Source organism: Methylomonas koyamae, from assembly GCF_001644025.1.
GTDB lineage: Bacteria > Pseudomonadota > Gammaproteobacteria > Methylococcales > Methylomonadaceae > Methylomonas > Methylomonas koyamae_A.
Map to the genome: position 1 here is coordinate 1 of NZ_LUUK01000026.1, position 14,508 is coordinate 14,508.

Annotated in this window: 17 protein-coding genes; 10 read left to right on the forward strand and 7 right to left on the reverse strand. The window is 60.3% G+C overall.

All coding sequences use genetic code 11. The annotated features are described in order from the left end of the window. Positions 1 to 85: 85 nt before the first annotated feature. From A1355_RS02565 to A1355_RS02595, 6 genes are all read right to left on the reverse strand, one after another. A complete protein-coding gene (locus tag A1355_RS02565; RefSeq protein WP_064024693.1) occupies positions 86 to 322 on the reverse strand; it encodes a TIGR02450 family Trp-rich protein in 237 nt (78 codons plus the stop codon). A 110-nt stretch (positions 323 to 432) separates the two neighbouring features. Continuing rightward, positions 433 to 1,563: a S1C family serine protease gene (locus A1355_RS02570; RefSeq protein WP_064024695.1), complete on the reverse strand. Its 1,131-nt coding sequence runs from the start codon at positions 1,561 to 1,563 to the stop codon at positions 433 to 435. A 299-nt stretch (positions 1,564 to 1,862) separates the two neighbouring features. Further along, positions 1,863 to 2,330 (reverse strand): hypothetical protein, encoded by a 468-nt coding sequence (locus tag A1355_RS02575; RefSeq protein WP_157197715.1) that lies wholly within the window; start codon positions 2,328 to 2,330, stop codon positions 1,863 to 1,865. Between the two features lie 365 nt (positions 2,331 to 2,695). Next, positions 2,696 to 3,340 (reverse strand): glutathione S-transferase, encoded by a 645-nt coding sequence (locus A1355_RS02580; RefSeq protein ID WP_064024724.1) that lies wholly within the window; start codon positions 3,338 to 3,340, stop codon positions 2,696 to 2,698. Positions 3,341 to 3,705: 365 nt separating this feature from the next. Beyond that, complete coding sequence (locus tag A1355_RS02585) at positions 3,706 to 3,924, reverse strand: hypothetical protein (protein WP_064024699.1); 219 nt, start codon at positions 3,922 to 3,924, stop codon at positions 3,706 to 3,708. 242 nt (positions 3,925 to 4,166) lie between these two features. Beyond that, positions 4,167 to 5,519: a sigma-54 interaction domain-containing protein gene (locus tag A1355_RS02595; RefSeq protein ID WP_064024702.1), complete on the reverse strand. Its 1,353-nt coding sequence runs from the start codon at positions 5,517 to 5,519 to the stop codon at positions 4,167 to 4,169. 210 nt (positions 5,520 to 5,729) lie between these two features. Between A1355_RS02595 and A1355_RS02600 the strand changes: the two genes are divergently transcribed. The 10 genes from A1355_RS02600 to cydX all read left to right on the forward strand — a co-directional run bounded on the left by A1355_RS02600 (position 5,730) and on the right by cydX (position 14,348). Further along, a complete protein-coding gene (locus A1355_RS02600) occupies positions 5,730 to 6,428 on the forward strand; it encodes an MBL fold metallo-hydrolase (protein ID WP_064024704.1) in 699 nt (232 codons plus the stop codon). 3 nt (positions 6,429 to 6,431) lie between these two features. Continuing rightward, positions 6,432 to 7,349, forward strand: a complete 918-nt coding sequence (locus A1355_RS02605; RefSeq protein WP_064024706.1) for a sulfite exporter TauE/SafE family protein — start codon at positions 6,432 to 6,434, stop codon at positions 7,347 to 7,349. A gap of 127 nt (positions 7,350 to 7,476) precedes the next feature. Continuing rightward, on the forward strand, positions 7,477 to 9,108 hold the full coding sequence (locus tag A1355_RS02610) for a multicopper oxidase family protein (RefSeq protein WP_064024707.1): 1,632 nt from the start codon (positions 7,477 to 7,479) through the stop codon (positions 9,106 to 9,108). Between the two features lie 31 nt (positions 9,109 to 9,139). Continuing rightward, positions 9,140 to 10,171, forward strand: coding sequence for a sulfite exporter TauE/SafE family protein (locus tag A1355_RS02615; protein ID WP_064024709.1), 1,032 nt, complete (start codon positions 9,140 to 9,142; stop codon positions 10,169 to 10,171). A gap of 10 nt (positions 10,172 to 10,181) precedes the next feature. Further along, complete coding sequence (locus A1355_RS02620; protein WP_064024711.1) at positions 10,182 to 10,601, forward strand: phosphate-starvation-inducible protein PsiE; 420 nt, start codon at positions 10,182 to 10,184, stop codon at positions 10,599 to 10,601. A 26-nt stretch (positions 10,602 to 10,627) separates the two neighbouring features. Further along, positions 10,628 to 10,864: a hypothetical protein gene (locus A1355_RS02625; RefSeq protein ID WP_064024713.1), complete on the forward strand. Its 237-nt coding sequence runs from the start codon at positions 10,628 to 10,630 to the stop codon at positions 10,862 to 10,864. After that, the gene (locus A1355_RS02630) at positions 10,854 to 12,419 is read left to right on the forward strand and encodes a cytochrome ubiquinol oxidase subunit I (RefSeq protein WP_064024715.1); all 1,566 of its coding nucleotides are present in this window, start codon (positions 10,854 to 10,856) and stop codon (positions 12,417 to 12,419) included. The genes A1355_RS02625 and A1355_RS02630 overlap by 11 nt, the downstream gene beginning before the upstream one ends. Before the next feature lie 31 nt (positions 12,420 to 12,450). Further along, positions 12,451 to 13,047, forward strand: coding sequence for a hypothetical protein (locus tag A1355_RS02635; RefSeq protein ID WP_064024717.1), 597 nt, complete (start codon positions 12,451 to 12,453; stop codon positions 13,045 to 13,047). A 3-nt stretch (positions 13,048 to 13,050) separates the two neighbouring features. Continuing rightward, positions 13,051 to 14,190 carry a cytochrome d ubiquinol oxidase subunit II gene (gene cydB / locus A1355_RS02640; protein ID WP_064024719.1) on the forward strand — a complete coding sequence of 380 codons (1,140 nt, stop codon included), beginning with the start codon at positions 13,051 to 13,053 and terminating at the stop codon, positions 14,188 to 14,190. Between the two features lie 14 nt (positions 14,191 to 14,204). Then, positions 14,205 to 14,348, forward strand: coding sequence for a cytochrome bd-I oxidase subunit CydX (gene cydX, locus A1355_RS02645; protein WP_064024721.1), 144 nt, complete (start codon positions 14,205 to 14,207; stop codon positions 14,346 to 14,348). 35 nt (positions 14,349 to 14,383) lie between these two features. Here the strand turns inward: cydX and A1355_RS26375 are convergent, their stop codons facing one another. Then, positions 14,384 to 14,500 carry an ATP-binding protein gene (locus A1355_RS26375; protein ID WP_269454744.1) on the reverse strand — a complete coding sequence of 39 codons (117 nt, stop codon included), beginning with the start codon at positions 14,498 to 14,500 and terminating at the stop codon, positions 14,384 to 14,386. Positions 14,501 to 14,508 lie beyond the last annotated feature (8 nt).

The following is a 14,508-nucleotide window of genomic DNA, read 5'->3' on the forward strand; positions in this document are numbered from 1 at the left end:
GAGCGGAGTCGAAGGGAGCGGAGTCGAAGGGGCGGACCGATTGGCTTGGTCGGAAAACCGCGCCAACCCATTCATCGACAGCCCCTCAATGCCAGCCCTGCCGCCACGTGTCCGTATCCAGCAAAGCCCGCCACGGCAGCCGTTGCCTGCGCCGGCTATGCACGGCTTCCAATTCAATCAATTCCAATGGCGCCGCCGGGTCGTCCGGCCATAGCACTTCGCTGACGATGAAGTGTTTTTCTTTACGCCGCGGCGCCACGGCGGTCCATTTGCTGAGCAGCAGTTTGCGCGGATTGAGTCTGGGCGGCTTGCTTGCGGTCATGGTTGGTCACACGAGTGGTTTGTCTTGTCAGCTTACCAGCCGATCGCCGAATGGCGAGCTGGCTGGCAACCGGGCACGGGGGCCTCGCGCGCCTGGTTGGGGGGTAGGCATCAGTTCCCCGGTTGCAAGGTCACTTCGACTTCGCGCGTCCGGCCGTTATTAAATAACCTGACCTTCACCACGTCGCCGACTTGCCGATCGTCCAGGCGAGCGAACAGCTTTTGCGGCGAATCGACGTCCTTGCCGTCGATCGCGACGATGACGTCGCCGGGCACCACGCCACCCGGTGTAACTTCGACGCCCCGTAAGCCGGCTTGATCGGCCGCCGAGCCGGGTTGCACCCGCAGCACCGCGACACCGGCGATGCCGGTCAATTCGGCCAGGCGCTCGTTCATTTGCTGGTCGATCTCGATACCCAGCGCCGGACGAATGTATTTGCCCTGTTTGATCAATTCCGGCACTACCCGCATCACGGTATCGACCGGCACCGCGAAACCGATGCCGGCCGAGGCGCCGCTGGGGCTGTAGATGGCGGTATTGATGCCGATCAGCCGGCCGGCCGAATCCAGCAGCGGACCGCCGGAGTTGCCGGGATTGATCGCCGCATCGGTCTGGATCAAGTGCTCGACCGCCGGGCCGTCTTGGCCGCCCAGCGAGCGGTCCAGCGCCGAGACGATACCGCTGGTCAAGGTCCAGTCCAAACCGAACGGGTTGCCGATCGCGAACACTTTTTGCCCGACCTTGAGGTCGTTGCTGGTGCCGACCGGTACCGGCGGCGGCCGTTTGAAGCCGACACCGATTTTCAACACCGCGATGTCGTGCACCTGGCTGGCGCCAACCAGCGCCGCTTTATAATCGCGGCCGTCGGCCAATTTGACGGTAGCTTCGTTGGCGCCGGCGATCACGTGGAAATTGGTGACCACGTGGCCGGCCTCGTCCCAGATAAAACCGGAACCGGAGCCCTTGGGCACCGAGAATACGTTGCGGGTCCAGGCGTCGCGCACCAGCGAGGCGGTGGTGATGTAAACCACCGAATCGCGGGATTTTTCGAATAGTTCTATCGTGCTTTTTTCGTCGGCGGCCAAATCGCCGCGCGCCGCGACGGTTCTGACCGGCGCCGGCTCGGTCGGTGTTTCCGGCCGCCAATGCCACAGCAGGATCAACCCGGCCGCCACCGCGCCAACGGCGATCAGGCGTTTGATGAATACATCGGCTGAATGGGGATTGGGAGAATGTTGCATGGTGACCTCCGGCTTGGGGAGGCTCCCGCGACGGACCGCGGGAACCTCAATCTACGCTTTGCACGCTGGGCGACTGACTAGAATCTCGCCAGCAAGCGGCGCTACATCCACAGCATGGTGAGCGATGGCATAAATTTCAAGCGGAAGCTTCATTTTGATTGGCGAAACTGAGCCGGCCAACGCTCACAAACCACGACGGCCTCATCCAAATCGGCCAGCCGCTATACTGCTCCAAAGCTAGCCGACGGCGAAATCGGCCCCGCCGGTTTGGGATCACACCGCCGGCGGGGTTTTAGCGCTTAGTAGAACAACACCGACGCGGTGCAGTTGAGGTCGATGTACTTCGAAGCATTCACAACGCCAACAGGGGGTTCGGTGGTGAATGGTGTCTGTACGTGGGTCAAAATCAGCTTGCTCGCGAAGCGGTAAGGCGCATTGCCGAGATTGATTTGCGGAATGACCAACGAAGCGTGATCCACGCTGACATCCGGGATAAAGCCCAAAGTTACCTCCCACAGGTCGCCAATTAAGGTCGATTCCACGGAAATATCGGTATCCTGGTAAGAATAACTCTTCTTACCCAGCTCCAGATTGAGCACGGTGGTCGCCGGCAGGATGCCGACTTCCGATTTACTGCCGACACTGAGGCTTAGGCTGGCCCCGCGACCAACGCATTCATAATAATTCGGTTGTTGCGCGGCGTCAGCGGCACTCAGTCCCGCGCCTAACAGCACGGCCGTCATAAATGAGGTACGTAATAGTTTCATGATAACTCCTGTTTGTCTTGGAAATGCTCGGACAATCGATTGATCGAATCCGACTACGCTGACCAGCCGCTCTAGCAACATTCATCAGCGGGTACACAATAACCGCAAATCCGTGTTCCGGAAACCCTCCCTAAGTAGGGTATTTGCGCGTTAGGCCCATTGAGTCGTCAAGTAAAAACTCGATAGGGCCGCGCCCGCCAAAGCTCTAACGACCAAACGACGGTTTTCGCGCCGGAAGAAACCTATGCTGAATCGTTACAAGTCTCTTAGAGAGGTTTCGGCCGGAACCGAGGCCTTTCCAACTTAAGGTATCTCCGTACGTTATCGAAACACTTTCCAAGGACTCAAGCCCCATTGCAGAGCCGCTAAATTAAGCCGCCGAACCAAACCGGCGCGGCGTCCGGCTGCCAGGCGCTGTAACCGTGCATAATGCCCGCGAAACGTGTCGACGCCAAAAACTCGCTCAACCAGCGCCGCAACGCCGGGTAAGCGGCGGCCTCGAACCAGGCGCTGTCGACCGCCGCGAATTGGCGGACGAACGGCGCAATCGCGGCGTCGGCCAAACCGAACCGGTCGCCGCGCAAGTAGGCCGAGCCCCTTAGACGATCATCCAATGCCGTCAAAAACGCCTCGCCGCGTCGGCGATAATCGGTCTGGCTGTGTTCGGGATAGCGATCGGCATACTTATAGCGGTCCAGCCAGTGCTTGAACTCGCCGTCGTTGCGCGCGATCAAGGTGCGCGCCGAGTCGGTGCCGGCCAGCCAACCTTCGGGATCGGACCGCCGCAAGGCCCAGAACATGATGTCCAGGCTTTCGTCAATGACCTCGCCGGTTTCGGTCAGCAGCACCGGCACAGTGGCCTTCGGCGAAATCGCCAACAATACCGCCGGTTTTTGACGCAATTGGACTTCGCGCAGCTCGACAACGACGCCGGCGGCCGCCAGTGCCAATCGAGCCCGCATCGCGTAAGGACAGCGGCGGAAGCTATACAGGATAGGGAAAGCGGACATCGACATAGCTAAACCGTATCGGAAAAACGCGGGGGTTTTATCACAGGCGCCGGATCGGGAGCGGATTTTTATCCTCGCTAAAAACATCGGTGTCGGCGCCGCGTGCCGGAGCGACTTGGATTTAAGCGGATCGCCAACGCCTAGCACTACTTGCAAAGACCGGCAAAGCCTAAAAATAGCCCTGGCCTTTCTACCCGTCGCTGAACGCTTGAGTCTTTTATGTCCGTACCGCTGCCGCAACCGGTCCTACTCAGCGCAGAGGATTACCGGCGGCTTCGCAAACAACCTCGCGGGACACTCCGCCGGCGCTTAATGTCCGACCTGAAACTGAAAGTCGAACCGGCCGCCGCCAGCTCGAAGGACGCTTACCTGCCAGGTATTGGCTGGCTGGCGGCCAGCACCGCCCCGGCGGGTTCGCCACCACCCAAAACTTGCGGCTGGCCGGCGGTAGAAGTAGCGGCAGTGACCGTGACAGGGTCGTGCCCTCCGAAAATCCAGGCGAACATCGCGTGGATGGCCGCGCCGCCGACGATCAAGTGCGCGAGCACAAGCACCAGCAAGCCGGCTTTTATCGGATGTTTCATGTTGATGCTCCTATCGGCCCCGGATTTCGAATTGCCCGAAGCGCTACAAAGTGCGAAATCTAACAAACCTCGTGATTTTTCGATATGCGTTGAATTGCCGCACCGCCGAGCCGCCAACGCGAGACCGTCGCGACAACGCTTGGCGGCCGTGGGCGCGAGACATCCTCGGTCCGGTTCCAAGACGGTGTTGTCTCGTGTGGACCGCAAGTATTGAGGCAAGAACCGATCAATCCGGCCCGCCGCTACAACCCGTATTTGCGCCGCTTGCGCCAGAAGGTGGCTCGGCTCATGCCGGCGTAGCGGGCGGCTTGCTCTAAGTTGCCGCCACCCTGAGCCAAAGCTTCGCGGATCAGCCCGGCTTCGTCGCCGCTACGCGCCCCGGTCTGACCTGCAAGCGGGAGCTTGGCCGCCGTGCCGAACGGTTCGCGGAACTCCGGCGGCAATTCTTCCAAGCGCATTTCGCTGCCCCGCCCCACCGCAAAGGCGTATTCGACCACGTTCTGCAATTCCCGGACGTTGCCGGGCCAAGGGTAATCCAACAGCAAGCGCATTGCTTCCGGCGCGATCGCATCGATCCGGCGCCGACCTTGCAAGTTGTGGCGTTCGATCAAATGCCATAGCAACAGACCGATATCCTGGCGGCGATCGCGTAACGGCGGCAGATAAATCGGCACCACCCGCAAACGGTACATCAAATCTTCGCGAAAGCGGCCAGCCTTGACTTCCTCCCGTAGCGAGCGGTGGGTGGCGGCAATGATGCGCACGTCCACGCTGACCGCCGCGTCGCCGCCAACCGGAATGAAATTGCGCTCCTGCAACACCCTTAGTAGCTTGGCTTGCAATTCGAGCGGCAATTCCGCGACTTCGTCCAAAAACAGCGTGCCGCCGTTGGCGCGCTGGAACAGGCCGATGTGATGCCGCACCGCGCCGGTAAACGCGCCCTTGACGTGGCCGAACAGTTCGCTCTCCAGCAAGCTGGGCGTCAGCGCCGCGCAGTTAATCGCCAAAAACGGCTGGAAATGGCGAGGGCTTTCCAAATGCAGCGCGTGGGCGACGATTTCCTTGCCGGTTCCCGATTCGCCGCGTATCAGTACCGTCACTTCGGTTTCGGCAACGTTGCGGATGATGGCAATCGCTTCCCGCATCAAAGGATCGCGGGTCAGGATACCGTGGAAACTGTCGTGGTCGCCGGCACTGGCCGGCTGGGATTCGGTTTGCGGTCGAACGATCTCCAGCGCGCCGACGAACACCCCGTTGCCGTCGAAAAACGCCCGCGCGGTTCGATAACACGGCAGCGTGACGCCATTGGGCAGGTGGACGTTCAATCCCTGCGACTTGATGATGCGCAGTTCCGCCAAATTGCAAGGGTCGCCTTCGCCGTCGCAATGCAACACCGTGTGACAGGGTTGGCCCAGCGCGGTTTCGGCGCCGATGCCGAACAGCTTTTCGGCGCTCTTGCTCCAGAACAGTATCTGGCTGTCGGCATCGACGATGAATACCGCACCGCTGTCGGCCAGATCGCTGAGCGCCTCGACCAGCGGCTCGGCGCCGGCCCGGTAAAGCCAAGTTTTAAACAATGCGGATGAAAACGACATAGGCCTTCCAAGCGGTTGTTTCAAAAATGTTTCAAGCGTATCAGTATTGTTTCAATGTTTCATCATGAAACAACCATTTCCGCCTTGCTCCCTACCGACAGCCTGTGAAATCAATTACTTAGCCTATGACAATTCAGTGCAAGCTATTGGCACGGCTCTTGATTACGTATTGGCAACGTCTACCCGATTCAACCAACCTGGAGAACGACGATGCTTTTCCGCCAACTCTTCGAACCCGAAACTTCCACCTATACCTATTTGCTCGGTTGCGAACGTACCCGCCGCGCCTGTCTGATCGACCCGGTCGCCTCGGAAGTGCCGGCCTACATCGACTTGCTCGCCAGTCTGAACCTGAAACTGGTGTACACGATGGAAACCCACGTCCACGCCGACCACATTACCGGCGCCGGCCGCTTGCGGGAAGCCTTGGGCAGCAAAAGCGTCGTGCATCGCGACGCCGGCGCGATGTGCGCCGATTTGCTGGTCACCCACGGCGTGCCACTGCAAATCGGCGACCTGGACTTCGAAGTCCGCCATACGCCGGGCCATACCGCCGGCTGCGTATCCTACGTGATGAGCGACCGGGTGTTCACCGGCGATGCGTTGTTGATCGGCGGCAGCGGCCGGAGCGACTTTCAACAAGGCAACGCCGGCCAACTCTACGACAGCATCACCGGCCAACTATTCACGTTGGCTCCGGACACGCTGGTGTATCCGGGGCATGACTACCAAGGCAACACCGTCTCGACCATCAAGCAGGAGATGGCCAAAAACCCGCGCATCGGCCAAGGCCGTAGCCGCGAGGAATTCATCGCGATCATGGCGGAACTGAAACTGGCCTATCCGCGCTTCATCGACCAAGCTTTACCGGCCAACCAATCCTGCGGCATGACCGAAGCCGGAGCCTAAGCCATGATCACGGCCTTCGCGTTGGCGATTGCGATCGGGTTGCTGCTGGGCCTGTTGGGCGGCGGCGGTTCGATTCTGACCGTGCCGGTATTGGTTTACTTGCTGCACGTCGCGCCGAAAACCGCCATCGCCACCTCGTTCGTCGTGGTCGGCATCTCCAGTCTGATGGCCTTGATTCCGCACGCCCGGCGCGGCCATGTTTGCTGGAAGAGCGCGCTGGCCTTCGGTACCGCCGGCATGCTGGGCGCCTTCGGCGGCGGCCGGTTGGCCGGCCAATTCTCCGGCGACCTGCTGATGGCCTTGTTCGGGCTGGTGACATTGGTAACGGCCTTGGCGATGATCGCCAACAAGCGGCCGCCTCGGCCCGACGAAGTCGTTTCAGGCGGTCTATGCCCGCTAAATACGCCCTACCCGCGCCTGTTGTTCGACGGCTTGCTGGTCGGCGGCCTGACCGGTTTGGTCGGTGTCGGCGGCGGCTTTTTGATCGTGCCCGCGCTGGTGTTGCTGGTGGATTTGCCGATGACCGCGGCCATCGGCACCTCGCTGCTGATCATCGTCATCAACGCGGTAGCCGGCTTGGCCGGTTACAGCAATCATGCCGAGCTGGATTTGACGTTGACCTTGACCTTTACCGGCGGCGCGGTGGTCGGCAGTTTGCTCGGCGGTTGGTTGTCGAACTACTTAAGTCCGGCGGCCTTGCGGCGCGGTTTCGGCTGGTTCGTACTGCTGGTGGCCGGGTACGTTCTGTCCAACGCCGTGACCGCCGAACTGTGGAGCGAATTGCAGGACTTGATAGCTGATCGCGCGCATGTCAACCGCTTGTTGGCCGGCATCGCCATTTTGCTGACCTTGTTGCTGATTGGCGGACGAATTCATCGCCGGCCGCCCGGTGCGTCGGCTAAACGGCCACTGACGCATTAATCGCGAAGCGCGGAGACGCTAAGCGCTCGACCGCGAACGCCACGGCGTTTCGCGCCGACCCAGGGACGGCCGCCGTGCCGGAATCGCCGGGCGGATAATAACGATAACCGAGGTTCGAGGGGGGAATATGTCTCAAACGTTCAGCCGTGCGCGTCGGCATTTTTTCGCGCAAGCAGGTGCGGGTCTGATGGCTTGGGCAGCGATGCCCGGCTTGGCGCGGGCGATGGAAGGCATGGGCGACATGCCGAAAACGCCGCCGCGTCAGGCTTCGGCCAACTTTCACCCGGACGTCGAACTCGACTTGATCTGCCAGCAAGCGACTCAAACGATATTGCCCGGCCAGCCGACGCGGGTATTAAAGTACACGGGAAAACTGCTGAGGGGCCCCGCCGGCACGTTGAGCGAATTGCCGGATTCTTATCTGGGGCCGCTGTTGCGTTTCGAAACCGGCCAAAAAATTCGCATCAATCTGCGCAACCGGCTGCATGGCCCCACCATCACCCATTGGCACGGCCTGCACGTACCGGCCGAGATGGACGGCCATCCGCTCTACGAGATTGCCGCCGGCGAGACCTACGTTTACGAATTCGAGATGCGCAACCGGGCGGGCATGAACCTGTATCATCCGCACACGCATAATTTGACCGGCAAGCATGTCTACCAAGGCTTGGCCGGCGCCATTCTGGTGAATGACTCCGAAGAACGCCGTCTGGGACTGCCGGACGGCGAATACGAAATTCCGATCGTGATCCAAGACCGCCGCTTCGACGGGCAAAACCAACTGGTATACGCCAGCCACATGCACGACCGAATGATGGGATTCTACGGCGACCGGATTCTGGTCAACGGTCGCCCCGATTTTCAGCTCGACGCCGACGCTCGGGCTTACCGTTTCCGCGTCCTCAACGGCTCAACGGCGCGCATCTACAAACTGGCTTGGGACGACGCTAGCCCCGTCACCGTCATCGGTTGCGACGGTGGTTTGCTGGAAACACCGATCGACAAACCTTACGTGATGCTGGCACCCGGCGAACGTATCGACGTCTGGGCGGATTTCAGCGGGCGGAAAGTCGGAACGCGGTTAACGATGCGCAGCCGTTCTTTTTCCGGCGTATTGCCCGGAATGGGCGAGCGAATGATGGGCGGCATGCACGGCTCGGCGCTGCCGGTTGGCGGCGATTACCCGATTTTTCAAGTGCGGATAGCCCGACCGGCCGGCGACAGTCCGGCATTACCTCACAAATTGTCTACTATTAAACGCTATCGGCCGACCGATACCGCCAATCCGCGACAACCCGTCCCGATCGGTATCTCGGAGGGCCCGATGCGCATGGTGCTGAACGATAGGCCTTACGCGTTCAACGACATCCAGCCCGGCGAACGCATCCAGGTCGACACGTTGCAAACCCTGGAAATTTTTCATGCGCACGGCGGAATGGGTCGCGGCGGGATGATGGGCATGGGGCGGCACGGCATGGGCGGCAATATGGGCATGATGATGGCGATGGCCCACCCCATCCATTTGCACGGTCAGCAATTCCAGATTCTCGAGCGCGACACGGCCGGCGTAAGCGCGGATTACGCATCGGTCAAGGACGGCTTTATCGATAGCGGCTGGAAAGACACCGTGTTGGTCATGCCGGGCGAACGGATAAAAATGATCAAACCGTTCCAGGATTTCAAGGGCTTGTTCATGTATCACTGCCACAACCTGGAACACGAAGACATGGGGATGATGCGCGACTTCCTGGTGGAATAGCGCTTCGCCCAAGATAGCGGAGGATCGAATCATGTCGGTGGAAAAAGTACAACTCGACATTGGCGGCATGCATTGCGGCGGTTGCGAAGCGGCCATCGCGGATATTTTGCAGGCCCTGCCCGGCGTTCAGGTCGATGCGGTCAGTTATGCGGAGCACCAGGCCAAATTTAGCTACGACAACCGCATGATCGATCTACACCGCGTGCAAGCCGCGTTGGCGACGCGCGGCTACCAAGTCAATCCGCGGCCGGCCGCCCGAGCCGGTCGCGTTTGGAGCATGTTGGCGTTTGTGCTGCTCTTGATCGGCGTCGGCGGCGTGACGTTTTGGGGCAAAAGTCTGATGCCGGACGTGATGCGGCAAATCGGACCGCACATGGACCGCGGTCTGTTGTTGGGTCTGGGCTTTTTGACCGGCTTTCACTGTATCGGCATGTGCGGCGGCTTCGTGGTCGGCTACACCGATCCGACAAGCGGTAAATTTCGGCAAGCACTGTCTCACTTGGTGTACGGCTTGAGTAAAACCGCTTCCTATGCCGTGATCGGCGCCGGATTTGGCTTGCTGGGCGCCTTGATCGCGATTACGCCGACGATGCGCGCCGTCGCCGCGTTGGCGGCCAGTCTGTTCTTGGTGCTGTACGGGCTGAAAATGCTGAATGTTTTCGGCTGGTTACGAAATTTTGGTTTACGCGGACCGGCCGGGTTGAACCGGCAAGTCCGCGAGGGGCTGCGCCGACGGCCGCGCAGCCCGTTGGCGACCGGCCTGTTGACGGGATTGTTGCTGGGCTGCGGACCGTTGCAAGCCATGTACGTGATGGCGGCCGGTAGCGGCGATCCGCTGCAAGGCGCGACGATTTTGAGCTTGTTCGGTCTCGGCACCCTGCCGCCCTTGTTGGGCTTCGGCCTGTTCGCCACGCTGTTGCCGGCAGGCGCGATGCGGCAATTGCTCAAAGTGTCGGCGCTGTTGCTGATCACGATGGGGGTGATGATGGGCATGCGCGGCATGAAAATGTTGAAAGCGGCTCCGGCCGACCCGGCGGCGGCCATGCACGGCCAAATGCACTGAGGAAAGCCGCATGCAACCGCAACGTTTCGACCTTTGGTACGAACGCAACAAGGTCAGGGCCGACCAAATCGGCAACCTGTTGATCGAAGCCTTTCATTACCTGGCCCTGTTCGTGATTGGCGCCAGCATCGTCTGGTCGGCGGTGGTGGCCTATGGCGGCATGATGATGCAGGGCCACGCCACGATAGGCGACATCTTGCTGTTGTTTATTTACCTGGAACTGGGCGCGATGGTCGGCATTTATTTCAAAACCAATCTGATGCCGGTACGTTGCTTGATTTACATCGCGATCACCGCGCTGGCCCGACTGCTAATCGGCGATATTCAAGCCCACCACCAGGCGGGACCCGGCATTTTGATGATTGCCGGCGCCATCCTGATGCTGGCGATCGCCACCCGGATCATCCGCAAACCCACCGACGACAACTAAGCACACGGACCCACGGAGTCAAACTCATGCAAAACGTCAAACCCATACCGCCCGACTTGCCCCGCGCCGGATTACTGCGTTGGGAGATTGGCTTCGCCCTGCTGATTAAGTTGCTGTTCTTGATCGGCCTTTGGTTTTTACTGTTCCGCTGGCTCGACCGTCCGGCCGGGCCGCCGGACATCGCCGCCCGACTGGCCCTACCCACCGCGACGCCGGCAACGCTTTCCACCACAACCGTAAAGGAGTCCAACCATGTTCGGTGACGATATAGTCATGCTGTCCCGCATGCAGTTCGGTCTAACCGCGCTGTACCACTTTTTATTCGTGCCGCTAACGCTGGGCATGACCTTTATTCTCGGCATCATGGAATCGGTGTACGTGATGACCGGCAAGGAAGTCTATAAAGACATGACCCGCTATTGGGGCAAGCTGTTCGGCATCAACTTCGCGATGGGGGTGACGACCGGTCTGACGCTGGAGTTTCAATTCGGCACCAACTGGTCGTATTACTCGCACTATGTCGGCGACATCTTCGGACCGCTGCTGGCTAGCGAAGGCTGGATGGCGTTCTTTCTGGAATCGACCTTCGTCGGCCTGTTCTTCTTTGGCTGGGATAAACTGTCCAAAGTGCAACATTTGAGCGTGACTTGGCTGCTGGCGATCGGAACCAACGTGTCGGCACTGTGGATTTTGATTGCCAACGGCTGGATGCAATTTCCGGTCGGCGCCGAATTCAACTACGAAACGCTACGCATGGAAATGACCAGCTTCGCCGACGTGTTCTTCAACCCGGTCGCCCAAGTCAAGTTCGTGCATACCGTGGCGGCCGGCTACGTGACCGCCTCGATGTTCGTGCTGGGCATCAGCTCCTGGTATTTGCTGAACAAGCGCGACATCGGCTTTGCCAGACGCTCGTTTTCGATCGCCTCGGCCTTCGGCTTGGCGTCCATCCTGTCGGTGATCGTACTCGGCGACGAGAGCGGTTATACCTCGGGTGAAACCCAAAAAATCAAGCTGGCGGCCATCGAAGCCGAATGGGACACCCACCCCGCCCCGGCCAGCTTCACGGTGTTCGGTTTCCCGGATCAGGAAAACCAACATACCGACTATGCGATCAAGATACCGTTCGTACTGGGCTTGATCGCCACCCGCTCGATCGACGAGGACGTCAAGGGGCTGAAAGACTTGCGCGGCGAAAGTGCCGAGCGCATCAAGAGCGGCATGATCGCCTACGCCGAATTGCAGAAACTGCGGGGCGGCGACCTGAGCGCCAAAACGGCTTTCGACGCACATAAGGCAGACCTCGGTTACGGCCTGCTGTTGAAAAAGTACACCGAAAAGGTCGCGGACGCCACGCCGGCGATGATAGAAAAGGCCGCCGACGACACCATCCCCCGCGTCGCGCCGCTGTTCTGGACCTTCCGGATCATGGTCGCCTGCGGCTTTACGATGCTGTTCATCTTCGCGATGGCGTTCTATTACTGCGCAACCCGCGTCGCCGATCAAAAACGCTGGCTGATGCGGATGGCGGTTTGGTGCATACCTCTGCCGTGGATCGCCGCGGAAACCGGCTGGTTTGTCGCCGAAGTCGGCCGCCAACCCTGGACCATCTCCGGCGTGCTGCCTACCCATCTGAGCGTGTCCAACCTGGAAGCCGGCCAGCTCTGGTTCAGCTTGGCCGGTTTCGCGCTGTTCTATACGGTACTGCTGATTATCGAGATGTATTTGATGCTGAAGTATGTCCGGCTCGGGCCTAGCAGTCTGCACACCGGCCGGTACTGTTTAGAGCGCGGCGCGGCCGTGGCTGGTGCCCACTGAGTGAGCCATCGTCGATAAATAGGAGAATCGAATGAAGCATATCCATCCATCTCTGCTAGCCCTGGCGATCGTCGTCTCGGCCGGCACCAGCCAGGCACAACCGCCGGCCAGTCCGGCCCGTTTGGACCAGGTCGCAGAACGCGGCGGCCACGTCATGCCGTTCGCGTTGGACAAAACCCTGCATGTGTTCGAAAAGACCGAACACGGCGGTCTGCAGCAAGTGATTGCCAAGGACGCCAACGACGCCGAGCAAATCAGTCTGATTCGTCAACATTTGGCCGACATCAGCGCCGGCTTCCGCAAGGGCGACTTTTCCAGACAGCGGCGAATACACGGCGACGACATGCCGGGCCTGGCGGAATTAGCGGCCGCGGCAGGCGCGGTGCGATTCGATTACCGCGAGTTGCCCAATGGCGCCGAAATCGAATATTCGGCGGAGCAGCCGGCCCTGGTCGACGCGATCCACCGCTTTTTCGGCGCTCAGCTCAGCGATCACGCCCGCCACGCCGTCGCCGGACCCGCCATGAAATGCGAGCATGACGGACACGCCGGCGATGCCGGTCGCATGCGCGACACGCGCCACGGCCATCGCGGCCGCAACGCGCAATCTACACACCCACAGGAGTAAGTCATGTTCGATTACGAAACCATACGAGTCATCTGGTGGCTGTTCATCGGCGTCGTCGGCATCGCCTTCGCGCTGACCGAAGGCTTCGATTTCGGCGTCAGCACGCTGTTACCCTTTATCGGCCGCAACGACATCGAGCGCCGCGTCATCATCAACACGGTCGGCGCCACCTGGGAAGGCAATCAGGTTTGGCTGATCCTGTTGGGCGGGGCGGTGTTCGCGATCTGGCCGGCGGTTTATGCCACGCTGTTCTCCGGCCTTTACGCGGCCATGTTGCTGGTGTTGTTCTCGTTGTTTTTCCGGCCGGCCGGCTTCGACTACCGCAGCAAGATCGAAGACCCAACCTGGCGTAACACTTGGGATTGGTGTTTGTTCCTGGGTGGCACCTTGCCGCCGGTCTTGCTCGGCGTACTGGTCGGCAATCTGATCCTGGGGCTGCCGTTCCATCTGGACCAAGACCTGCGCACCTTTTACGACGGCACTTTCCTGGGCCTGCTGAGCCCGTTCGCGCTACTGTGCGGCGTCACCGGCTTGTTGTTGACCACCTTCCACGGCGCGCTATTCTTGAAATGGCGCAGCGAGGGCACGATACATCATCGTTCGATACTCGCGGTCGAACTGCTCGGACCACTGCTGCTGACCGCGCTGCTGGCGGCGACGCTGTGGGTGTTCTTCGGCCTGGAGCGCCCGGAAATCACGCAAATGGCGGCCGGCGACGCGCCTTCCAACCCCTTGCGTAAAACCGTGGTGGCGGCCGGTACCGGCTGGTTCCAGCACTTCATGGCCTACCCGTGGATGTGGCTGGCGCCGGCGGCCGGTTTCGTCGGTCTATTCGCCGCTTGGCTATTGGGCAAGGGCGAATCGCGGGGCGCGGCGTTCTGGTTCAGCAGCTTGGGTATCGCCGGCATCGCGCTGACGGTCGGCTTCGGTCTGTTTCCGTTCTTGCTGATTTCGTCGACCGCTCCCGGCTCCAGCTTGACGTTATGGGACGCCAGTTCCAGTCACACCACCCTGTTGTGGGCGTTCTGGATCACCGTGGTATTCCTGCCGATCGTATTGCTGTACACCCGATTCGTTTACAAAGTGATCTGGGGCAGCGTGACCGAGGAAACCGTCCTGAACGACAGCCATACTCTTTACTAATTCGGAGACACACTATGTGGTACTTTGCCTGGATACTCGGCGTCGGCTTCGCCGCCGCCTTTGCGATCATCAACGCGATGTGGCTGGAATCGGTCTGCGATATCGACCGCCACGGCGTGGACGAATCCTGCGATCATCTACGCCAACGCAACGACTGACGGCAGACCCGGCCGCGCCCGCGCGGCCGGGTTTCTTATGTTTGGGAGATCGGCAACACGACTCGAAACGTCGATCCCCGCCCGAGTTCGCTACTGACTTCCAGCCGTCCGCCGTGTTTTTTGATGATGTTTTGCGATACCGACAGCCCCAACCCCGTCC